A 21,052-nucleotide genomic window follows, 5' to 3' on the forward strand; every position below is an offset into this window, starting at 1 on the left:
GCCGATTCGCCTGCGCTGCGCGCTTACGCCTGCGAATCCCGCGCCATCGAGCGGCCCGATCCCGCCGCCGCTTCCACCCGATTGCGGCCCGCCGCCTTCGCGGCGTAGAGCTGCCGGTCAGCGGCCGCGAGCAGGTCGAACGCCTGCTCGCCCTGCGTCGGCACCCGTGTCGCACAGCCGATGCTGACGGTCACCCGACTCGCATCGGCACGCTCCAGCACCTCGCGACGCTGCACCGCGCCGCGAATCGTCTCGGCCACGGCGAACGCCCCTTCGGCCGACGTGTCCGGCAGAATCGCCGCGAACTCCTCGCCGCCATAGCGCGCCACGACATCGACCGAGCGCCGCACCGCGGACGAGATGCAGTCCGCCACGGCAGCCAGCGCCGCGTCGCCATCCGCGTGACCGTGCACGTCGTTGAACTGCTTGAAGTGATCGATATCGATGAACAGCGCCGAGATCGGCTGGCCGGTGCGACGTGCGCGCCGCCATTCCTCGTCGAGCCGATGGTCGAGCACCCGGCGGTTGCTGAGACCGGTGAGCGGATCGGTGGCGGCCAGGCGGATCAGCGCCGCCTCCGCGCGCAGCTTGCCGCGCAATGCGAAGGCGAGCAGCCATGACACCATCACGAAGACCGCGCCGAATGCGAGTGTCAGCACGCCCGCCAGGCGGCTGCGATGCCGCCACGGCGCGAGCACTTCATCGACGGCCGGCGCCACGACGACGATCAGGGGCGTACCCGGCACATGTGCGTACGCATAGAGACGCCGCACGCCGTCCAGTTGCGACACCGCGACGTACGAACCGGCGTCGTGGTCGACCATGACACGAAAGGTGGACGAGCCGGCGAGGCTCGAACCGGGCGCGCGCAAGGCGAAAGGCTTGCGCGCGAGGATCGTGCCGTCGTCCATGAGGATGGTGACCGAACCCTGCGCGCCGTTGTTGATCCGCTCCACCAGGTTCTGAAAATACTCGATGCGGATCGCCAGCAGCGCCACGCCGGCGAACTGGCCGCTGGCGTCGTTGATGCGCCGGCTGAGCGCGACCGAGTGTTTGCCCTCGCGCAGCCGCGACTCGAACGGATGCGAAAAATACAGGCCGACGCCCGCGTCGCGCTGGTGCGCGACGAAATACTCGCGGTCGGCCAGACTCACGTCGGCATCGACCTCCGTGTTCTGGGAATCCACCACTCGTCCGTCTGCGCCGAGCACGTAGGCGCCGCCCACGTAGGCCGCGGTAGTTGCCCGATCGAACAGCACCGAGCGGCGGATGGCGGGCGCCAGAGTGCGGGTGACCGGATCCTGCGCGCCGTCCACCATCGAGCGCAGCGACAGGTCGTCGATTTCGACATTGCGAGCCAGGTCGGAGGAGACGATCGAGACGAGATTTTGTGCGTTCTCTTTGGCGTGTTCGATCGCATCGGCGCGACCGTCGCCGAGTGTCGCCAGCGTCAGTGCCGCCATGGCCAATGCCACCAGCGTACCGGCCACCCCCGCGAACAGCGGATGGTTGCCGAAATAGCGCGACACGCGTGCGGCGGTCTTGCCGACGCTCCGCTGCGCGCGGCGGCGGAGTGAAAACCTGGGAGGTGACACGGGTCCATCGCCTCCTTTGCCAATCATTGCCCCGAGGCCGGTTGGTCCGGCGAGCGGACTTTTACATTTTGCGTAGCAGCGCGGCCGCCGAACGCATGCGCCGCTTGCGTTCCTTGCCCAGCCAGCGCCGTGCCGCGTCGGGATCGCCGGAATCCGCGAGCAAGGCCGCATTGTCATGCAGCAGCATTTCGCTCGCGACAATGTCGTTCAGCTTGCCGAACCGTTTCTGGATCTGCTTCAGGCGCTTGAGCGTGCGCGCCTGGCCACCTTTCTTGTCCGCCTTCAACACCGGTTCGAAAAACTCCAGCAGATAGCGCAGTTTCTTGCCGGCTTTGCGCACGTCGTGAAACGCCGTGTAGTTCGATCGTTTTGCATGCGCCGCGCGTTTCACGCGTTTCTTCAGCGATTTCTCCGATGCCGCCACGCGCTTCTGCGCGAAGCGGTTCAGCGACACACGGGCTGGCGACGTGTTGATCTCGCGGCCCGCACTCGCCAAGGCCTCGCGCAGCAGATGTTTGATGTCCGCGTTGGAAAGCGTTTCGCGGCTCGTGGCCAGCGCGCCGCCGCGCGCTTCTTCCAGGCGCGGCTTGATGTCTTTCGCTACGTCGTCCTGATTCAGCAGTTCGATCAGAATGTCCCAATCGCGGGTTTTCCCCGCTGCCGCAGCCAGATATTTGTAGAGCGCGCGTTCGCGGCCGTTCTCGCCCTCCTCCAGCAGCGGCTGGAATGCCCACCATAGCGAGCGCAAGCGGCGCAGCGACACGCGCAGTTTGTGCAGCGTTTCCGGAGACGTGTCCTGGTCGAGCGCCTGCGCGGAATCGATCGCGACGTCGACGAGCGGCGCGGCGTAAGACGCGAAGGCCGCTTGTGCCGAGTCTTCGTTCGCGACGGGATGCTTCGGCCTGGTTTGCTCCTCGTGCTTCTCGTGCTTCTCGTGCTTTGCGGTTTTGTGACTCATTGTCCGGCTCTCCCGGTTCTGCGATTTAGCTGAACGCCTGTGAGCAGCGTAGCAAGTCCGAAGCAAAAAGAAGGCCCGGGCAGACCCGCATACGGGCTTTCCATTAGCGGATTTCGCGATGTTTCAAACCTGTCGCGTCCCGTCACGCCGCTGTCATCATTGCGACATGTAGGCAAAGCAGCATCGGTAGTTCCGCGATCAACCCCGAGGCCCACGTCATGCCGGAACTTTCGTATCCACAATCGAATACCGCGAACGGCAAGGGGCGCAATGTCGGCCTCGTCGTCTTCCTGGTAGCGATTGTCGTCGGTGCAATCTACTGCGCCATTCATCTGCTGGACGACCTGCAGCCCGTGCGCGAAGGTTCGGTGCTGCCGTATCTGCTGCTCGGCGTCGCGCTACTGATCGCGCTCGGTTTCGAATTCGTCAACGGTTTCCACGACACCGCAAATGCGGTCGCGACCGTCATCTACACGCATTCGCTCGCGCCGAATATCGCGGTGGTGTGGTCGGGCACGTGGAATTTTCTCGGCGTGCTGACTTCGAGCGGCGCGGTTGCGTTCGGCGTCCTGCAACTGCTGCCGGTGGAACTGATCCTGCAAGTGGGCAGCAGCGCCGGTTTCGCGATGGTGTTCGCGCTGCTGATCGCGGCGATCATCTGGAACCTCGGCACCTGGTATCTGGGACTGCCGTCGTCGAGCTCGCATACGCTGATCGGCTCGATCATCGGCGTGGGTCTGATGAACCAGCTGATGCATAGTGGCAGCGGCGCGAGCGGCACGAGCGGCGTGGACTGGAACCAGGCGCTGGGCGTCGGCAAGTCGCTGCTGTTTTCTCCGCTGGTGGGCTTTCTCGCGGCCGGTTTGCTGCTGCTCATCCTGAAGGCCGTCGTGCGTATTCCCGCGCTTTATGCCGAGCCGAAGGGCAAGGAACCGCCGCCGTTCTGGATTCGCAGTCTGCTGATTCTGACCTGCACCGGCGTGTCGTTCGCGCATGGTTCGAACGACGGCCAGAAAGGCATGGGCCTCATCATGCTGATCCTGATCGGCACCGTGCCGACTGCGTACGCGCTGAACAAGGCGGTGACGCCGAGCGAAACGCAGACCTTCCTCGCGGTCGCGCAGCAGGCTTCCACGACGCTGGCGAAATACACCAACGGTGCCCCGCCGTCGGCCAATCCGCGTGGAGATGTCGAAGCTTATGTGCGAACTCATCAACTGACGCCTGCGACGATTCCGGCTTTGCAGCAATTGACGGACACGATCGGCCGCCAGGTGGGCGCGTCGGGTTCGATGGCCGCCGTGCCGCAAAGCATCGTCGATAACGTGCGCAACAACATGTACGTCGCCTCCGAAGCGATCCGCCTGATGGATAAAGCGAAGCAGCCCGCGTTCGCGCCGGCCGATGCGAAGGCCATCGACAACTTCAAGGCGCAGACCGACTACGCGACCAAGTTCATTCCGACGTGGGTCAAGGTGGCGGTCGCGATTGCACTGGGTCTGGGCACGATGGTCGGCTGGAAGCGCATTGTCGTAACGGTCGGCGAGAAGATCGGCAAGCAGCATCTGACGTATGGTCAGGGCGCGTCGGCCGAACTGGTGGCGATGCTGACCATCGGCGCCGCGGACATGTACGGCCTGCCTGTGTCGACCACGCACGTGTTGTCGTCGGGTGTGGCAGGCGCGATGGCGGCGAATGGCTCCGGCCTGCAATGGGGGACGGTGCGTAGTCTCGTCCTCGCGTGGGTGCTGACGCTGCCGGCGTCGATTGCGCTCGCGGCTGGCTTGTATTGGGTGTTCCGGCTGGTGTTCTGAATTAAGTGACTTCGGGTCGCTGGTTCGAGTGTCGAGAGTGGTAAAGACGCGGGCCTCTTCGGAGGCTCTTTTTTTTTGGTGGTGGAAGCCGGCGGCCTTGCTTCACTATAGCGAAGCAGAATACAGCAATCTGCTTCACTATAACGAAGCAAAACCAGACCCGATCCCCCAACAAAAAAACCCACAATCCCTTGCGGGACGCGGGTTTCGCCACCCACCGCCGTTCGCTCAATACACTTCGGGCACGATCATCGAAGCCGGCACCGGCTGGCGGCTGTACTCGTCGTTATGCACCCGCGCCGGCAACTCGATGGTCGAATGCTCGACTTCGTGATAAGGCACCTGGCTCAACAGATGCTGAATGCAGTTCAACCGCGCACGCTTCTTGTCGACCGCCTGCACCACCCACCACGGCGCTTCCGGAATATGCGAGCGCTGCAGCATGACTTCCTTGGCTTGCGTATACGCTTCCCAGCGACGCCGGCTTTCCAGATCCATCGGACTGAGCTTCCACTGCTTCAGCGGATCGTGAATACGGTTCTGGAAGCGGATTTCCTGCTCTTCGTCGGTGATCGAAAACCAGTACTTGAGAATCTGCACGCCGCTGCGCGCCAGCATCTTTTCGAACTCGGGCACCGAACGGAAGAACTCTTCGTATTCTTCTTCGCTGCAAAAATTCATCACGCGCTCGACGCCCGCGCGGTTGTACCAGCTGCGGTCGAACAGCACCATCTCGCCGCCCGCCGGCAGATGCGACACATAGCGCTGGAAATACCATTGCGTGCGCTCGCGATTGTTCGGCGCCGGCAAGGCCGCGACGCGACATACCCGCGGATTGAGCCGCTGCGTAATGCGCTTGATCGCGCCGCCCTTGCCCGCCGCATCGCGTCCTTCGAAAATCACCACCAGACGATGCCCGGTCTGGACGATCCAGTCCTGCAGCTTCACGAGCTCGCCTTGCAGACGGAACAGCTCGCGGAAATACACCTTACGTGCTTCGCGATGCTCGGCCGTGAAACCATCGGGACCGTCGATGATGCGGTCGTCGACTTCCATCTCGAGCTCTTCGTCGTACGCGTCGATCAGGTCTTCTTCGAAACGGCGTTGCCGCTCGGCCAGCACTTCGGCATCAGGTCTCGGATCCTGCTCTTTCATGGCGACTCTCCTGGCAGCGGGAATAGTGAGGATGGCGCGCGCCGCGAGGCACGCCGCGAACACGCTCGATTATCGAAGCGCGAGGTGTCAGGCGTATTACTGACGTAAGGATGGGCTGCTACAGCGGTCAGCCATGATACCGAGTTCGGCGCGCCGCCTGGTTTCAGCCTGGTTTCAGCCTGGTTTCAGCCTGGTGTCAGCCGAGCGGCCGCGCAAAGCTGAGTTCGTGACCGTCCGGATCGGTGATGTGGAAATAGCGCTCGCCCCACGGCGCGTCGGCGGGTTCGCTCGACGGTTTCAGGCCCGCTGCCAGCGCCTGCCGATACAGCGCGTCGACGTCCGAGACGTAGACGATAACGCGCCCCCACCACGCGACCGGCGCGCGCGTATCGACGATCAGATTCAGAAACGACGCGCCGAATGCAAACGACGTGAAGCTCTCCTGCGGGCCGCCGAATTTCATCGGGAAGCCGAGCGCTTCGTAAAACAGCACCGCGCGCGGCATGTCGCTGGTGGCAAGCGTGATCGCGCTGAGCGATTCGATTTGCGGCGGTGTGACGGCTGAAGTCATGAGCGTGAGACTCCGTATAGCTAATGGCCTGAAAAATAAAAACCTCGCGCCCGATCGCCCGGGCACGAGGTTTTCGCGTGCGGCAAGACTTCTACTGCGGGCGTGTTACTGGATTACTCGCGTCACCCCACGCCCGCGCGGATCGGCCGCTGCTTCAGGCGTGTCGCCATTCACCTTGATAGCCTGAATATCGCCGCTGAAATCCTGCCCCTTCAGCGTGTAACCCTTCGCTTCGATCTGCTGGGCCAGTTCGCCGTCGATCGGCTTGTACGGCTCCCAGAAAATCGTGTTCGGCGGCAACAGCTGATGATGGAAACGCATCGCGGCCACCGCATCCGGCAACGGCATGTTGAAGTCGTACACGTTGTTGATGACCTGGAAGATCGACGTAAAGATGCGCGAGCCGCCAGGCGTGCCGATCACCAGCGACACCTTGCCGTCCTTCGTGAGGATGGTCGGGCTCATCGACGACAACGGCCGCTTCTTCGGTTCGATCGAATTCGCGTCGCTGCCCACCACGCCGAACATGTTGGCCACGCCCGGCTTCGCGGAGAAGTCGTCCATCTCGTCGTTCAGCACGATACCGGTGCCGTCCGCCACGACGCCCGAGCCGAAATAACCGTTGATGGTGTACGTATTCGAAACCGCGTTACCCCATTTGTCGACCACCGAGAAATGCGTGGTCTCGGCCTTCTCCGGCATCGTGGTACCGAGCCCCGGCTGCACGCTCTTCGTGTTCGACGGCGTGTTCGGATTGACTTCGGCGGCGCGTTTGGCGAGATAGGCGTCGTCGGTCAATTGCGCGATCGGCACCTTGTAGAAGTCGGGATCGCCCAGATACTGCGCGCGATCGGCGAACACGCGCTTCTCGATTTCCGCGATCAGATGCACGTATTGCGCGGAGTTAAGCGTGACATCCTTGAAGTCGGGCGCGAGATCGGCCTTCATCTTCAGCAGTTGCACGAGACCGATACCGCCCGAACTCGGCGGCGGCGCGGTGTACACGCGATAGCCGTTCCAGTCGGCCTGCACCGGCTCGCGCCACACGGCCTTGTATTGCTGCAGATCGGCTTTGGTGATCAGCCCATGACCGCGCATCGAAGCGGCAATCAGATCGGCCGTCTTGCCGGAGTAGAAGTCTTTCGCACCCTGATCGGAGATACGTTGCAGCACCGCGGCGAGATCGGGCTGCTTGAAGTTCACGCCCTGCTTCAGGTTGGCGAAGTAGGTATCGAAGTTGGTCTTGCCGGCAAAATCTTTCGCCGACGCATCGCGACGCTCCTGCAACTGCTGGCTGACCTCGAAGCCGTCGGTTGCGTAGTGAATGGCCGGCGCCAGCACCTGCTTCCACTTGAGTTTGCCGAAGCGGCGCTGCGCCTGCCACATGCCGTCCACCGTGCCCGGCACCCCGACGGCGCGATAACCGTACAGGCTCATGCCCTTGATGACCTCGCCCTTGTCGTCGAGATACATGTTCTTGGTCGCCGAGAGCGGCGCGCGCTCGCGGTAATCGAGGAAGTACGGCTTGCCGTTCACGTAGAGCGTCATGAAGCCGCCCCCGCCGATATTGCCTGCTTCGGGATACGTCACGGCTAGCGTGAAGGCAATAGCCACGGCGGCGTCGACGGCGTTACCGCCTTCCTTGAAAATCTGCTCGGCGGCGTCGGCGCTGAATTTGTCGGCCACCGCGATGGCGGAGGCGGACAGAACGGCCGGTTGAGCTTTCGCGGGCGCCTTGGCAATAGCCGGCGTGGCCTCGAGAAAACCGGTGGACACGGAGACGAGAGCGACCAGCGCGAACCCGCTGGCGGACGATTTGGCGTTGCGGAACAACCTCATTGAATATCCCCCAGGACGACACGTCATCTAACGAAACGAGATGCTGCCTTGGGCTTATAACATGCGAGCCACCCGATTGCGAACCTGCGGCCCGTGACGCGAAGCATGCTGCGGTACACAAAAAGTGCTGTTACGCAGACCCGCGTTTGCTTCGTGCGATCTCATCGCCCGCACCCGGCGGCAAGCGCCGGGTCACCGGAATCGACAGGAACGAAAACAGTCCGACCACCAGAAACGCGGGCCAGAAATCGCTGAAGACGATCTTCGAATGGCCCTGCACGTTATGCGAAATCTGCAGCACGATCCCGGCGATCGTCACGCCGAGTCCGAGCGAAATCTGTTGCACCACGCTCGCGACGCTGGTCGCCCGGCCCACGTCGCGGCTCGGAATATCCGCATACGCCAGCGTGTTGAGCGACGTGAACTGCAGCGACGGAAAGAAACCGCCGACCAGCACCACGCACCAGATCAACCAGTGCGGCGTGCCGGGGAAGAACAGTCCGTAGGTCACGATCACGAGTCCCGCGCACACCGCGTTGCCCATCAGCACGGTACGGAAGCCGAAGCGGCCGAGAATGCGCGACGTCGCCGTCTTCATGAAAATCGACCCGAACGCGGACGCGCAGGTGATCGAACCGGACACGAACGCGGTCATGCCCAGACCTTCCTGCAACGCGAGCGGCAGCAGGAACGGCACCGCGCCGAGACCGATGCGAAACAGCGAGCCGCCCAGCACGCTCGCGTGAAAACTCGGTATTCGCAACAGCCGCAGATCGAGCACCGGCAACTCGACACGGCTCGCGTACAGCCAGTACGTCAACAGCAGCACCACGCCGAGCGCGCACATCGCGATGGACACGGTGTTCGACACCAGTTCGCCGCCCACCAGCGACAGCCCCAGCATGAACAGCGACGCGCCGCTCGCCGACAGCGCAAAACCGGTCCAGTCGAGCCGGCCGGGATGCGCCTCGCGCACGTTCGCAATGTGTTTATTGGCGAGCCAGATGCCGATCAGACCGATCGGAATGTTGATGAAGAAAATCAGGCGCCAGTGCAGATACGTCGTGATGAAGCCGCCCAGCGGCGGCCCGACTACCGGCCCGAGCAGCGCCGGCACGGTCAGATAGTTCACGGCGCGAATGAAGTCCGACTTCGGCACCGAGCGGAAAATGATGATGCGCCCGACCGGCACCATCATCGCGCCGCCGACGCCCTGCACGAAGCGCGCAACCACGAAGGTGCCGAGCGACGTGGAGGCGGCGCACATCAGCGAGCCGGCCATGAAAATGCCGATGGCGGTGCGGAACACCGTGCGCGAGCCGAAGCGGTCCGCGACCCAGCCGCAAATGGGAATGAAGACGCCGAGACCGATGACGTAGGCCGTCACGGCCAGCTTCAGGGTAATCGGGTCGTGGCCGAGATCGTGCGCCAGCACCGGCAGCGAAGTCACGATGACCGTGCCGTCCACGTTTTCCATGAACATCGCGCAGGCGACGATGAGCGGAACGATGAAGGCGCCTAAGGCGAGAGGCATTGGCGAGGCGACGGGGGCGGACCCATCGGCGTAAAGGCGCGATTATCGCATCGCATCGCGCGCGAAGCGCGGCGATGCGATGCGGGATGAAACGGGATAAAAGCGGGATAAAAGCGGGATGAAGCGACGCAGGCTTTATCGCGACGCGCTGACCAGCGGTTGCAACTGCGGCAGAATCTCGGCGCTCGCGCGCGCGACGTCGTTCGGGAAATCGATTTCGATCCACGGCGAGCCGGTCACGTCCGCCGTATCGAACACCTGGCTGCGTTCGAGCAGCAAATCGCGAACCGCTTCTTCGTGCGGCAGGTTGGCGCGACCGCTATCCACGTAGCCGGCCACGATCTGCGCAAATCGCCGCGCGGTGTCTTCGCGGAAACGGAAGAAGCCGACCGATTCGCCAATCGTGTCGTACTCGAGATTGACCGCCAGCTGCTTGCGCAATTCGACCGGCACGCCGTCTTTCAGACACAGCTTGACCGGCTCGTCGCCGGCTTCGAAATCGCGGTCGATCAACAGGCGGTTGGTCGTTTCACCCGCGACCAGCGCGTTCAGGATGCGCTCGTCGTAGAGCACGTCCGCGTCCATCAGCAGCACGTCGCCGCCGCGCGTGAGCGCATCGGCCACCGTGTGCACCGTCAGCACGCTGCCAAGGTCGTAACGCGGGTTCAACACCGTTTCCACCGGATGCGGCCAGTTGATACGCACCAGTTCCGCCTGCACCGATTCCGGCTGGAAGCCGAGCGCCAGCACCACGTCGGTCACGCCCGCGGTTTCGAGCATCTGCAGATGACGCTCGAGCAGACTCATGCCGTCGAACTGCAACAGGCACTTCGGGAACTGGGCTTGCGGCGGTTGCTGGAGGCGCAGGCCGAGGCCCGCAGCGAGAATGATGGCACGCATGCGCGGTCCTTTAGCTTGAGAAATAAACGGATCAATCGGGATTAATCGGCAACCGGCACGCGCGCCGTTGCGCGCCGCCGTTGCCAGTTTCGTTCGCTGAAATGCAACACCAGCAGGCCCGGCAAGCCTAGCAGGATTTCACGCGCGCGCTTGGTGAGCGACAACGCGAGCGCCGCATCGGGCGGCAAACCCACTAGCGGCGCCAGCAACAGGTAGCCGCCTTCCTGCACGCCGAGCGAGCCCGGAATCATGAAGGCCGCGCCACGAATCGCCTGTCCGAGACTTTCGAGCAGCAGCGCGTCGATCCAGTCGACCGGATGGCCCAGAAAGCGCAGTGCGAGCCAGACTTCGACCGTGCCGACCACCCAGCCCACCAGGCTCAACAGGAAACTTGCCGCGACCCGGCCGCGCTCACGGTACATTGCGTGAACGGCGGCGTCGACGGCTTCGGCGCGCGTCATGAGCGACGACCAGTCGCGTTTGCCGAACACCTTCGACACCACGCCGAGCAGACGCCCGAACAGGCCGCGCCGCTGCGCGTAATAGAAGCCGACGATCATCGCGCCGAGCACGCCGGTCGCAATCAGGGTGGCGGTTTGCAGGTCGTGGAGCGCGCCGTGCGCGGCGTAGGCGCCGAACAGCAGAAGTCCGCCCAACGCGAAGATGATTTGCGCGAGTGCCTGCGCGGTGGTGCTCACCGTGATCGCCGCGGCGGCGTCGCTCATGCGCATGCCGCGTTGCGACAGTTGCCGCACCATCACCACCGGGCCGCCGATCTGACCGGCGGGCAGCAGGCTGTTTACCGACTCGCCGACCCAGCGCGCGAAGATCGCTTCGCGCAGGCCGAGCGAGCGCTGCGTAGCGCCGTCGCGCCGAGGTTTGAACAGCACCGAGATGGCGGCCGCGTCGAGCAGCAGCGGCACCACGTGAAATAGCGCGACCAGCGCGAGCCCCCAGCCCGCGACCATCAGCGTGGCCGCGATCGAACCGAAACCCTGCCACGCGAGCAGGCCGACGAACAGCGCCGTGCCGATCGACAGGAGAATCAGCGCGGCGCGACTCATGCGCGGTCCTTGCGGCGAGCCGTCATTTGCCGGAACACCTGGCGAAAGCCGAAGTACGCGACCGCGTCTTTCATGTTGGAGATGAAACGGCGCCACGGCCGCATGTTCGGGTTCGTCACGTATTCGAACGTGAGCGACACGCGCATTTCGTTCGCCGCAGCGGGCGTGATGCGATGGCGCAACTTGTCGCCGTCGAAAAACACCAGCGCGCCCGGCGGATACTGCACCGAGCCCGGTTGATCGGGCAGGTCGGGATTGCGCGTATGCAATTCGTAATCGAGCCGGCACGACGAGTCGTCGATCACGCCGAGCAGCAGCGTGTAGCGGCGGCCATCGTAATAAGACGTGTCGTAATGCCAGCCGATGTGGTCGCCCGGGCGCGTGTAGTAGTACAGCGCGTACGCATGCGGGTCGTCGGCGGGCGACACCTGCAACTGGTCCCCGCTGATCTGCTCGAGCCAGCCGATCAGCGCCTTCGAGCGGTACAACTCGGCGATGAACGGCGCGAGCCGGTCGATCGTATGGCGACTGACGCTGCCGCCCTGCTTGTGCCCCGGCAGGTAGTTACGGTTCACCTCGTCGAGCAGCGCCCGCGCGCTGTGCGCGAGTTGCGCGGTCACTTCGGGCGCGAGGAAGTCTTCCAGATACAGGAACGCGCCCTGTGCGTCGAACTCTTTGCGCAGACGCGGCGTATCGAGGGCGCGGGTACGGCCGGCGACGGCCTGATCGGCGTTCGGCCGGGAGGCGTCGGCAGAGTCGGGCGCAAACGTCGATGGCGCCGCGTAGTCCGTATGGGTGCTCATTCGCTGGCCCACAACTGGGTGGGTTCAGCTTTGGCGGCGACCGCGGCGGCGGCCGTCGCCACGGCGGCCGTCGCTACGGCGGCCGTCGCCACGGCGGCCGTCATCGTGACAGGGGCGACGGAGCGTGCGGCGCGGCGCACGGCGCGCAGGTAATCGAAGACGACCCAGAGTGCGAACAGCGGCGCGCCGATCGACGCGACCACGACGAACGGCAGCACCACACTGGTCAACGTGACGATGGGCAGCAGATACAACACGTCTTCGGTTTCGAAACCGCCGACCAGTGCCTGCTGCGTGCCGGCCTTGCCCGCCATTTCCTCGATGCGCATGCGCAGGAAGAAAATCGCCGCGACCGCGACGCCGGCCAGTGCGCCGAGCCAACCGGGCGACACCGTCAGCCCTGCCACATGCGCGGACTCGACACCCATGCCCATGCCGATGAACAACATCACCGTCACCGCAGCATCGCAGGCAAGGTCGTAAAAATGACCGATTCTGCTGGTCTTGCCGCTGATCCGCGCGAGTTCGCCGTCGGTATGGTCGACGAAGTTCGACAGCACGATCAGAAAGGCCCCGGCGTTAGCCCATGTAAAACCGCCGTGCGCCAGACACAGCGCGCCCGCCAGCCCGATGAGCAGGCGCAGCGTGGTGAGATGGTTGGGCGTGACCCGGGTATGAACCAGGGGGGTCACGAGGCGGCGGGCCATGCGCGCGTCCCAGGTTCGGGGCGGCGCAACATTGATTGGAGTTTGTGGTCTCGAATTCATAACCCGGAAATATATACGGGATCGTAAAATCGTGCTTTCCTACCGCGCGTTTTAAAGCGATTTATTCACGCTCTTTTCGGCTCCCCCACACAGCAGGTTTTGCCGAATCGAGATACAGTGCGAGCCCAGTCGGGGCTGTGAATGGGGCTGCGAAGCCATCAGCCGCAATACGAAAACCCGCGCAATCTCACGCCAACAACGTCGCCCGTTGCGCGCGCACTACACGCAGCTCTGGCTGTGGATCATGTTCATGAAACGCTTTTTGTCACTCGTTGCGCTTACCCTGTCCGCTGCCGCGTTTGCGCCAGGCAGCTATGCCGCCGCGCTCGACGCTCCGCTTGCCTGCAACGAGAGCGGTCACCAGTTCATTGCCGACCTGGTCCAGCAACAGGCCATCGACCCGAAACCGTCGCGGGTCGAAAGCAATTCCATCAACGCGTTCACGCCGCTGTCGGGCGCCGACCTCACCGCGTTCGGCTTTCACGTGTTCGCGATTGTCGGTTTCGAAAAAGACGACCCGATGTTTCGCGCCGGCGACGGCGAACCGATCGCGCGGTCGGCCTATGGCGTCGTGGTGTTCGGCAGCGAGTCCAAAGTACGGGATGCGGTCGCCGGAAGCGGCACGGCGATCGTCCATCACGTCGCGCCGTTCGTCACGGCGATTTTCTGCAAACGGAGCTGAGCGCCCGGTCGAGCGCTCGTTCAACCCGGCCGGCGAAACTCGTTTTCCACCCACGCCGCCGCGCTCGCCTTGCTCAGCTTGAAGTTCGGTGCCACCTGCACCTGCGCGAGCTGTTCGCCGAACGTATCGAGCGCGGTCAGCAGCGCGTAGGGTTCGTCCTCGTCGGGCACGATGTCGAGCGTGATGTCGAGTTCGCCGTTGCCGTCCGCGGTCGCGACGCGCACTTCCTTGTGTAATTGCGCGCGTAGCTGTTGCTCATGGCGACGCAGCACTTCCGACGCGGTCTTCACCAACGTGTTGAAAGCCGACGTGTCGAGCGGCTTCGGGTCCTTCTTGTTGCGACCCATCGTCCACGGTCCGACCAGCGCGGGTTCCACCTCGCCGTCCTTGATCATCGCCACGGCCCAGCCTTCGTCGTCCTCGTTCTTGATGACCCGCGCGGTCCAGCCGTCGTCGCGCCACAAACGCGCTTCGTGCAGCGTGCCGGATTCGTCCACTCCGGCCTCGTCGGGCGGGAGAGCGTCGGCAGCATCGGTGGAGGGAAGGGGTGTATCGGTCATTGCAGGTTACTCACGTTCGCGGGCGGAAAAACACATCTGAAGCCCGCGATTCTACCCGCCCCTCGTCCGCCGGTTGACACACCTGGCCAACCGGATAAGGCAGGCAAGGTTATTTCCCGATTCGAAATAATCTATTTCTATAGAACTCGGAACTTATAAATTCTTTACAAATACTTTATAAAAATCGGATTACGACGGACGCTAATACCGTGTCTCAATCCTGCAACAGCAACGCATACAAAGTCCCTCCCCACGTGGCATGAACCGATTATTCCCATTTGTTTTCAGTTAGTTGAGTCCGTTATATACGGTTATTAACGATTCAAAAATTCATTATTGCTTCATACGCTGTTAATAATCCGGATCGTGGCAATACACACTTCGCAGCAATTCCTCACCGCACTTATCCGGAGTGACCCTGCCATGAAAAAAACCCTTATCGCCGCCGGCCTCATGGGCGCATTCGCCATCACCGCGCACGCACAAAGCAGCGTCACGCTGTACGGCACGCTCGACGCCGGCCTCGTCTACTCGAACAACCAGGGCGGCCACAGCAACTGGCAGCAAGGTAGCGGCTCGGTGTCGAACACCTACTTCGGCCTGCGCGGCAACGAAGACCTCGGCGGCGGCCTGCATGCCATCTTCACGTTGGAAAGCGGCTTCAACCTGAACAACGGCGCGTTCTCCGAAAACAGCACCATCTTCAACCGTCAGGCTTTCGTCGGTCTGCAAAGCGAGCAGTACGGCACGCTGACGCTCGGCCGCCAGTACGACTCCGTGGTCGACTATCTGGCGCCGCTCTCGGAGGCCGGCGCGGGCTATGGCAACAACCTCGCCGCCCATCCGTTCGATAACGACAATCTCGACAATTCGTTCTCGGTGAAGAACGCCGTGAAGTACACCAGCGCGAACTACGCGGGTCTCAAGTTCGGCGGCCTGTACGGCTTCAGCAACGCATCCGGCGAATTCTCGAACAACCGTGCGTGGAGCGCGGGCGCTTCGTACGACAACGGCCCGCTGAGCGTCGCGGCGGCTTATCTGCAACTGAACAACTCGGGCAGCACCAACCTGGGCGGCGCGGTGTCGCAAGGCGACGGCACGGCGGCAGTGGCGGCGAATCTGCAACGCACGTTCGGCGCGGGCGTGAACTACACCTACGGTCCGGCCACGGCGGGCTTCGTCTACACGCATACGCAACTGGACGGCATTACCGGCGTCGATGTCGGCGGCGCCACGCTGCCGGGCGTCGCGGGCACCAACCTGCATCTGGACAACTACGAACTCAACGGCCGTTACGCGCTGACGCCGGCCTTGAGCCTCGCGGCGTCGTACACCTTCACCGACGGCCGCATGACCGGCTCGAACGGCACGGGCGATCCGAAGTGGCACACGGTATCGCTGCAAAGCGATTACTCGCTGAGCAAGCGCACGGATGTCTACGTGGAAGGCGTGTATCAGCACGCGTCGGGCGAACTCGGCAACTTCGGCGCGAACGTCGCGTCGATCAATACGCTGGCGCCTTCGTCGACGGGGAATCAGGTTGCGGCGGCGGTGGGGTTGCGGCACCGGTTCTAAACCGCCTCGGTCTACCCGCCACTCGACCCGCACCGCCCAGCGCCAGAGACAGGCTCGCCTGATTCGTCAGGCGGCTTTAGCGCAGCGTCGCGAGTTGAGCGTCGGCGTCGCGGGTGCGCTGGCCGGAGACCCGCTCCCCGGCTTTACGCGGCGTCGACCTTGCCGATGTTCGTCAGCAATCTACCCGGGGCAAAAGTCTCGCCGTACGCGCACGCCAGCTCGACGAGTTCGGAATACGCCCGCCGCACACCCGGCACGCGCGCGCCCCAGCCGAACGGCAGCGATTCGGGTGGCACATGGAAGCCGTAGCACAGCACGGTATCGAGATCGTCGGGATGCTGCGCATCGCGGCTGTCGAGCAATCCCGCGCAGACGTTGAGCAGGCCGCACAGGAGCACGAAGCGCAGGCGCTCGTCCGTCATCTCGGCCTCGGTCGACGCGGTTACCATCGAAGGCAGCGTGCCGAAATCGACCGTCGGCAGGCCGAGCGCCGCGAGCGCTTCGTGAATCGACCCGGCCGGCACGCCGCCGTGCGCGAGGGCGAACAACAGGTCCTCGAACTTCAGCCACACGGTCGGCCCGAGCGGCACCGCCGTGGCGTGCAGACAGAGCGCGCCGAATGCGCGCGCAAGTTCGACGGCGCGGCGCTGCGCGAATCCGGCACTTCCCGGTGGCGCAACCAGTTGCAACACAGGCGCATCGGTCGCGCCGTAGGTCATGCCGAACGCGATATTTTGCGGTAACGCCGCACGAGCGTCGGCATCGAACGACAGATGCACCGGCTCCACGTACAGCACGCTCGCCTGCGGCGCACGCATGGCGAGGCTCTGCAGAGAGCGGGCGGAAAGCGGTCCGCAGACCACCAGCGCGTCGCTTGCGCCGAGGTCGTCCGGCCATGCTTGCGCGCTATCGGCATGCACGACCGGCACATCGTCCGGTTGGCGCCAGTCTGTCGGCAACGCGCCTGTCACGACCACCCGGCGCAATCGCGCATCGCCTTCCGTCGCATCGATACCGCGAACCTCGACCTCCTCGCGCATCCGCCGAGCATTACGTATCGCTTGATGACGTGGGCTGTTTTCGCATTGCAGATAGCCGTCGAGTTCCGCGCCGTAGCCCGCGTCCCAACCGTCGCGCAAACCCGCCGTCACCGCGATGCAGACCGCGGCGCCTTCGATGCTGTGGCGCGTACGCTGGACGTCGAGTGCTTGCCCGGTGTGAGCGATCGCAGCAACGCGCCCGGTATCGGACAGCGTCGCGCGAGGCCGGCGCGAGCGCGGCACTTCCCGCGCGAAACGCTGCGCCTGTGCCTGGAAACCGGTCTCGAACCGATCGTCGACCTGTTCCAGCAGGCGATCGATCAAGCCGCATTCCAGCGCGCGAACGGCACCGACCGGCGTGCTCCCGAGCAGCAGATCCAGCGCGGCTTCAATCCCCGTCAAACCCGGCAGACGCTGCGTGGCGCCCGCGGCCGGCGGCAAACCGATCGCGAATGCCGGCAGCGCAAACGCCGCGTCGCGCGTGGCGATACGCCAGTCGCAAGCGAGCGCAATTTCGAGCGCCGTGCCGAACACCGCGCCACGCAAAGCCGCGACCACCGGTTTGTCCAATGCATCGAGCGCCTCGGTCACGAGCCGTCCGGCATCGCTGTTGAACAGCGAGCCGAGCGTGCCCAGCTCCGCGCCCGACGAAAACGTGTCGCCCTCCGCGGTCAACACCGCTACTTCCGCGCTTTCGTCCGCGGCATAGTCGGCAATCGCCGCGCACAGCGCGTCGATCAACGCTTCGTTCACGGGATGACCGGGCTCGCCGCCGATCGTCAGCGTCACCACGCCATCCAGATTTTTATATTCGATCATCGTGTTGATATAAACCGGCTCGCCAATCAGGAAATGCGATGCGATGCACCGCTGTTTTTTCAAATGCCGCTCAACGTGTCCCGCCGACCGTGATCCCGTCGATGCGCAAAGTCGGCTGTCCGACGCAAACCGGCACTGCCTGCCCGGCTTTGCCGCACACGGCGATACCCGGATCGAGTGCAAGATCGTTGCCGATCATCGACACCTTGCGCAGCGTCTGCAGACCGTTGCCGGTTAGCGTGGCGCCGTTGACGGGCCGCGTGATGCGGCCGTTCTCGATCAGATAGGCGAGTGACGCGTTGAATACGAAATTGCCGCTGACGATGTCCACCTGCCCATCGCTCAGATCGCGCACATACAGGCCGTTCTTCACCGACTCGACGATCTCGCCGGGTTCGTGCGCGCCGTTGCGCATGTACGTGTTGGTCATACGCGGCATCGGCAGTCGTGCGAACGACTCGCGCCGGCCGTTGCCGGTCTGGCGTGCTCCGGTCAGGCGCGCGCTCTTGCGGTCCTGCATGAAACCGCGCAACACGCCGTTCTCGATCAGCACGGTGTCTTCGCCCGGATGACCTTCGTCGTCGAGCGACAGCGAACCGCGCGCTTCGTGCAGCGTGCCGTCGTCGACGATCGTGATGCCGGGCGCCGTCACCTGCTCGCCGAGCTTGCCGCTGAACACCGACGAGCCGCGCTGGATGAAGTCGGCTTCGAGTCCATGGCCGACGGCTTCATGCAGCAGAATGCCGGGCCAGCCAGGCGCGAGCACGACCGTCAGTTCGCCGGACGGCGCGGCGTCGGTGTCGAGTTTGGCGAGCGCGGTCGACACCACGCGGCGCGCCAGCGCATCGAGCGCTGCTTCGTCGAAGCGATCCACGCCGTACCGCCCGCCGATGCCGCTCGACGCACTCTCGGTGCGTCCGGCCCGCTCGACCACCACGCGCAGATGCAGCGAGCTTTGCGGCCGCACATCCGCGGACGTGCGCAGCGTTTCGTCCATCACCAGCATCCATTCGTGCGACGCGGACAGGCTCGCGAACACGCGGACCACGCAGTCGTCGACGCCGCGCGTCAGCCGGTCCAGTCGATGCAGCAGCGCGAGCTTGTGTTCCGGGCCGAGCGAGGCAATCGGATCACCGCTGAGATACCGGTTCTCGAACGAGTCGGTCATCGACGCCGCGTTGCTGCGCTCGACTGCCGTCGCGCGTTTCGCATCGATGGCCTGCTCACCCGCCTCCATCGACGCGACGGAACGGGCGGCGTGGTTCAGCGATGCGCTGTCGATCGATTCCGAAAACGCAAAGGCCGTGCTGTCGCCGCACACGGTGCGCAAACCGAAGCCTTCGTCGATCGACATATTGACGCGCTTGACCACGCCGTTTTCCAGCGACCAGCCTTCGCTGCTGCGGTACTGCAAGAACACGTCGGCCTGTTCGTCGCGCGGACGCATCGCGCGGCTCAACGCGCCTTCCAGATGCGCGAGGTCGATACCGTTCGCCTCGACCAGCCGCGTGCGAGCGAGCGCGAAGCGGTCCGCCGTGTCCAATGACATGAGTTGGGCCGGCATCAGGACGGATCCTTCGGTGTGGCATCTGCTTCACGCGCGGCCGCCACACTCCTCTCGATCAACGCCGCCAGCCGCAGCTTCGAGGTCACGCCGATCTGCCGGCCGATTTCCTTGCCGCCGTCGAACAGGATCAGCGCCGGAATGCCGCGAAACTGGAAGCGCTCGTAGACTTCCTTGTGCTGGTCCACGTCCACCTTCAGGATGGTGAGCCGCTCGCCGAAATGAGCGGCGACGGTGTCGAGCACCGGCGCCAGCATCTTGCACGGGCCGCACCACGGGGCCCAGAAATCGATCAATACCGGCACTGGCGAATTCGCCACGCGTGCCGTGAAATCGTTCATATCCAATGCTGCCAGGTTGCTCATGCTTGACCTCGATTCGTTATCGCATGCTTGTCGTGAATGCGCGCCGTTCTCGACGCGGTGAGCGGTTGTCGACTCAACGACCGGCCAGTCTCATGTCGCCGGCGAGGATCGAACCGCTCGTCAGCGCCCCCGACGTGTACCGGTCCGCGCCGACCGTGACCGCGTCGCCGAACATCGTCGATACGTGGCCGGCCAGCGTGACGTTGTCGACCGGATAGGCAATCTCGCCGTTCTCGACCCAGAAGCCTTCGGCGCCTTGCGAGTACTCGCCGGTCAGTCCATTGAAACCGCCGCCCGACAACCCGGTGACATAAAAACCGGTGCCGAGCCGGCGCAACATGGCGGCGAGGTCGTCGCCGGCCTGCGTCGCGGCGCTGCTCAGTTCCACGTTGCCGATACCGTCGGCGTTGCCGGTCGGCGTCATCTTCAAACGACGGGCCCAGTACGCCGACAGCAGGTAGCCAGTCAGCGTGCCGCCGTCCACCAGCGCGCGGCGGCGTCCGGCAATGCCGTCCGAGTCGAACGGACGGCTCGCGAGACCGCCGGGAATGCCTGGGTCTTCGAGCATGCTGAGATGCGAGGCGATCACCGGCGCGCCGATCTTGCCGGCCAGAAACGACGCGTTGGTACCTACCGCCTGACCGCTGGCCGCACCTAGCCATTGGCCGAGCAGCCGAACCGCGACGGTCGCGTCGTAGAGCACGGCGCAGGTGCGCGTGTCGATCGATTGCGCGCCCAGTTGCGCGACCGCGTACGCGGCAGCCTGCGTGCCGATCGCGCGCGGATCGAGGCCCGCGGCGCTGCGCGCGCCAAGCCCGTGACTGCCGATCCGTTTGCTCCCGCCGTCCGAAGCGACGGCCGCGCACGACAACGACCGGAACGACGCGCGATAGCCACGCAACAATCCTTCCGTGCTGGCGATCACCATCTGCATTTGCGACGTGTTGCACGAAGCGCCTTCACTGGATACCACTTTCGACGAATAGCCGAAGGCCGCTTCTTCCGTTTCGCGCGCCCGGACAATTGCGTCGGCGGCACTCCATTCGGCGTGGTGAAAAAGGCCGAGCGCATCGACCGGCGTGTCGCCGGCTGCCAGATAGCGGGCTTCCGCCGGACCTGCGAACTCGTCGCGCTCGACATGCTTCACCGCCTGCGCAGCAGCAAGCGCGATGCGTTCGATGCTGTCCGCCGAGAGGTTCGCCGACGACACCTGCGCCGTGCGGCCGTCGCTGAACGCCGACAGCGTGATGCGCTGATGACCGTGCGCAACCTGCGAGCTGACCGCGCGCTCGCGAACCTGCACGGAGATGCCGCGGCTCTCGTTCAGCGCCACATAAGCCTGAGCGACGCCGAGTGCCCGCACGCGCTCGAGCGCCTGGCCTGCCAGCGCCTGGAGTCGTGCGCCGGTCCAGGTGAATTCATCGTGATGCGACTGCATGTCTGCCCT

The 21,052-nt window shown here is 64.2% G+C and carries 18 protein-coding genes; 3 read left to right on the top strand and 15 right to left on the bottom strand.

Annotated elements, in window-relative coordinates; translation table 11 throughout:
* Window positions 1-23 precede the first annotated feature (23 nt).
* Together FQ746_RS13660 and FQ746_RS13665 are read right to left on the bottom strand one after the other, a co-directional pair.
* Window positions 24-1,622 (bottom strand): GGDEF domain-containing protein, encoded by a 1,599-nt coding sequence (locus tag FQ746_RS13660; protein ID WP_144109916.1) that lies wholly within the window; start codon window positions 1,620-1,622, stop codon window positions 24-26.
* A gap of 34 nt (window positions 1,623-1,656) precedes the next feature.
* Window positions 1,657-2,553: a CHAD domain-containing protein gene (locus FQ746_RS13665; RefSeq protein ID WP_144109917.1), complete on the bottom strand. Its 897-nt coding sequence runs from the start codon at window positions 2,551-2,553 to the stop codon at window positions 1,657-1,659.
* Window positions 2,554-2,771: 218 nt separating this feature from the next.
* On the opposite strand from FQ746_RS13665, the gene FQ746_RS13670 reads away from it, so the two are divergent.
* Window positions 2,772-4,367 carry an inorganic phosphate transporter gene (locus FQ746_RS13670; RefSeq protein WP_144109918.1) on the top strand — a complete coding sequence of 532 codons (1,596 nt, stop codon included), beginning with the start codon at window positions 2,772-2,774 and terminating at the stop codon, window positions 4,365-4,367.
* Between the two features lie 228 nt (window positions 4,368-4,595).
* Here the strand turns inward: FQ746_RS13670 and ppk2 are convergent, their stop codons facing one another.
* The 8 genes from ppk2 to FQ746_RS13710 form a co-directional block, all read right to left on the bottom strand.
* The gene (gene ppk2 / locus FQ746_RS13675; protein WP_144109919.1) at window positions 4,596-5,522 is read right to left on the bottom strand and encodes a polyphosphate kinase 2; all 927 of its coding nucleotides are present in this window, start codon (window positions 5,520-5,522) and stop codon (window positions 4,596-4,598) included.
* Between the two features lie 196 nt (window positions 5,523-5,718).
* A complete protein-coding gene (locus tag FQ746_RS13680) occupies window positions 5,719-6,093 on the bottom strand; it encodes a VOC family protein (RefSeq protein ID WP_144109920.1) in 375 nt (124 codons plus the stop codon).
* A 105-nt stretch (window positions 6,094-6,198) separates the two neighbouring features.
* Entirely contained in the window at window positions 6,199-7,932 is a 1,734-nt protein-coding gene (ggt, locus tag FQ746_RS13685) for a gamma-glutamyltransferase (protein ID WP_144109921.1), read from the bottom strand.
* A gap of 130 nt (window positions 7,933-8,062) precedes the next feature.
* Window positions 8,063-9,466: an MFS transporter gene (locus FQ746_RS13690; protein ID WP_144109922.1), complete on the bottom strand. Its 1,404-nt coding sequence runs from the start codon at window positions 9,464-9,466 to the stop codon at window positions 8,063-8,065.
* 135 nt (window positions 9,467-9,601) lie between these two features.
* Window positions 9,602-10,366, bottom strand: a complete 765-nt coding sequence (locus FQ746_RS13695; protein ID WP_144109923.1) for an NTP transferase domain-containing protein — start codon at window positions 10,364-10,366, stop codon at window positions 9,602-9,604.
* 41 nt (window positions 10,367-10,407) lie between these two features.
* Window positions 10,408-11,430 carry a flippase-like domain-containing protein gene (locus tag FQ746_RS13700; protein WP_144109924.1) on the bottom strand — a complete coding sequence of 341 codons (1,023 nt, stop codon included), beginning with the start codon at window positions 11,428-11,430 and terminating at the stop codon, window positions 10,408-10,410.
* Window positions 11,427-12,233, bottom strand: a complete 807-nt coding sequence (locus FQ746_RS13705; protein WP_144109925.1) for a 2OG-Fe(II) oxygenase — start codon at window positions 12,231-12,233, stop codon at window positions 11,427-11,429. The genes FQ746_RS13700 and FQ746_RS13705 overlap by 4 nt, the downstream gene beginning before the upstream one ends.
* Window positions 12,230-13,000 carry a CDP-alcohol phosphatidyltransferase family protein gene (locus FQ746_RS13710; protein ID WP_144109926.1) on the bottom strand — a complete coding sequence of 257 codons (771 nt, stop codon included), beginning with the start codon at window positions 12,998-13,000 and terminating at the stop codon, window positions 12,230-12,232. The genes FQ746_RS13705 and FQ746_RS13710 overlap by 4 nt, the downstream gene beginning before the upstream one ends.
* A 250-nt stretch (window positions 13,001-13,250) precedes the next feature.
* Between FQ746_RS13710 and FQ746_RS13715 the strand changes: the two genes are divergently transcribed.
* Window positions 13,251-13,682 carry a hypothetical protein gene (locus FQ746_RS13715; protein WP_144109927.1) on the top strand — a complete coding sequence of 144 codons (432 nt, stop codon included), beginning with the start codon at window positions 13,251-13,253 and terminating at the stop codon, window positions 13,680-13,682.
* A 20-nt stretch (window positions 13,683-13,702) separates the two neighbouring features.
* Here the strand turns inward: FQ746_RS13715 and FQ746_RS13720 are convergent, their stop codons facing one another.
* The gene (locus FQ746_RS13720) at window positions 13,703-14,242 is read right to left on the bottom strand and encodes a hypothetical protein (RefSeq protein ID WP_144109928.1); all 540 of its coding nucleotides are present in this window, start codon (window positions 14,240-14,242) and stop codon (window positions 13,703-13,705) included.
* 423 nt (window positions 14,243-14,665) lie between these two features.
* Between FQ746_RS13720 and FQ746_RS13725 the strand changes: the two genes are divergently transcribed.
* Window positions 14,666-15,817: a porin gene (locus FQ746_RS13725; RefSeq protein ID WP_144109929.1), complete on the top strand. Its 1,152-nt coding sequence runs from the start codon at window positions 14,666-14,668 to the stop codon at window positions 15,815-15,817.
* Window positions 15,818-15,960: 143 nt separating this feature from the next.
* On the opposite strand, the gene FQ746_RS13730 is transcribed toward FQ746_RS13725, so the two are convergent.
* From FQ746_RS13730 to FQ746_RS13745, 4 genes are all read right to left on the bottom strand, one after another.
* Window positions 15,961-17,739, bottom strand: a complete 1,779-nt coding sequence (locus FQ746_RS13730; RefSeq protein WP_144109930.1) for an enoyl-CoA hydratase/isomerase family protein — start codon at window positions 17,737-17,739, stop codon at window positions 15,961-15,963.
* Window positions 17,740-17,746: 7 nt separating this feature from the next.
* Window positions 17,747-19,225, bottom strand: a complete 1,479-nt coding sequence (locus FQ746_RS13735; protein WP_144109931.1) for a metallopeptidase TldD-related protein — start codon at window positions 19,223-19,225, stop codon at window positions 17,747-17,749.
* Window positions 19,226-19,239: 14 nt separating this feature from the next.
* Window positions 19,240-19,605, bottom strand: coding sequence for a thioredoxin (trxA, locus tag FQ746_RS13740; RefSeq protein ID WP_144109932.1), 366 nt, complete (start codon window positions 19,603-19,605; stop codon window positions 19,240-19,242).
* A gap of 73 nt (window positions 19,606-19,678) precedes the next feature.
* Window positions 19,679-21,043 (bottom strand): TldD/PmbA family protein, encoded by a 1,365-nt coding sequence (locus FQ746_RS13745; RefSeq protein WP_144109933.1) that lies wholly within the window; start codon window positions 21,041-21,043, stop codon window positions 19,679-19,681.
* Window positions 21,044-21,052: the final 9 nt, after the last annotated feature.

The organism is Paraburkholderia sp. BCC1886, from assembly GCF_900996245.1.
Classification (GTDB): Bacteria; Pseudomonadota; Gammaproteobacteria; order Burkholderiales; family Burkholderiaceae; genus Paraburkholderia.

Bases quoted from the DNA above. Each gene is read 5' to 3' on its own strand.
- FQ746_RS13745 (WP_144109933.1), bottom strand. From the start codon at position 21,043: ATGCAGTCGCATCACGATGAATTCACCTGGACCGGCGCACGACTCCAG.
- ppk2 (WP_144109919.1), bottom strand. From the start codon at position 5,522: ATGAAAGAGCAGGATCCGAGACCTGATGCCGAAGTGCTGGCCGAGCGG.
- FQ746_RS13735 (WP_144109931.1), bottom strand. From the start codon at position 19,225: ATGTCATTGGACACGGCGGACCGCTTCGCGCTCGCTCGCACGCGGCTG.
- FQ746_RS13720 (WP_144109928.1), bottom strand. From the start codon at position 14,242: ATGACCGATACACCCCTTCCCTCCACCGATGCTGCCGACGCTCTCCCG.
- FQ746_RS13700 (WP_144109924.1), bottom strand. From the start codon at position 11,430: ATGAGTCGCGCCGCGCTGATTCTCCTGTCGATCGGCACGGCGCTGTTC.
- FQ746_RS13680 (WP_144109920.1), bottom strand. From the start codon at position 6,093: ATGACTTCAGCCGTCACACCGCCGCAAATCGAATCGCTCAGCGCGATC.
- FQ746_RS13665 (WP_144109917.1), bottom strand. From the start codon at position 2,553: ATGAGTCACAAAACCGCAAAGCACGAGAAGCACGAGAAGCACGAGGAG.
- FQ746_RS13690 (WP_144109922.1), bottom strand. From the start codon at position 9,466: ATGCCTCTCGCCTTAGGCGCCTTCATCGTTCCGCTCATCGTCGCCTGC.
- FQ746_RS13725 (WP_144109929.1), top strand. From the start codon at position 14,666: ATGAAAAAAACCCTTATCGCCGCCGGCCTCATGGGCGCATTCGCCATC.
- FQ746_RS13705 (WP_144109925.1), bottom strand. From the start codon at position 12,233: ATGAGCACCCATACGGACTACGCGGCGCCATCGACGTTTGCGCCCGAC.
- FQ746_RS13710 (WP_144109926.1), bottom strand. From the start codon at position 13,000: ATGAATTCGAGACCACAAACTCCAATCAATGTTGCGCCGCCCCGAACC.
- FQ746_RS13715 (WP_144109927.1), top strand. From the start codon at position 13,251: ATGAAACGCTTTTTGTCACTCGTTGCGCTTACCCTGTCCGCTGCCGCG.
- ggt (WP_144109921.1), bottom strand. From the start codon at position 7,932: ATGAGGTTGTTCCGCAACGCCAAATCGTCCGCCAGCGGGTTCGCGCTG.
- FQ746_RS13670 (WP_144109918.1), top strand. From the start codon at position 2,772: ATGCCGGAACTTTCGTATCCACAATCGAATACCGCGAACGGCAAGGGG.
- FQ746_RS13660 (WP_144109916.1), bottom strand. From the start codon at position 1,622: ATGATTGGCAAAGGAGGCGATGGACCCGTGTCACCTCCCAGGTTTTCA.
- trxA (WP_144109932.1), bottom strand. From the start codon at position 19,605: ATGAGCAACCTGGCAGCATTGGATATGAACGATTTCACGGCACGCGTG.
- FQ746_RS13695 (WP_144109923.1), bottom strand. From the start codon at position 10,366: ATGCGTGCCATCATTCTCGCTGCGGGCCTCGGCCTGCGCCTCCAGCAA.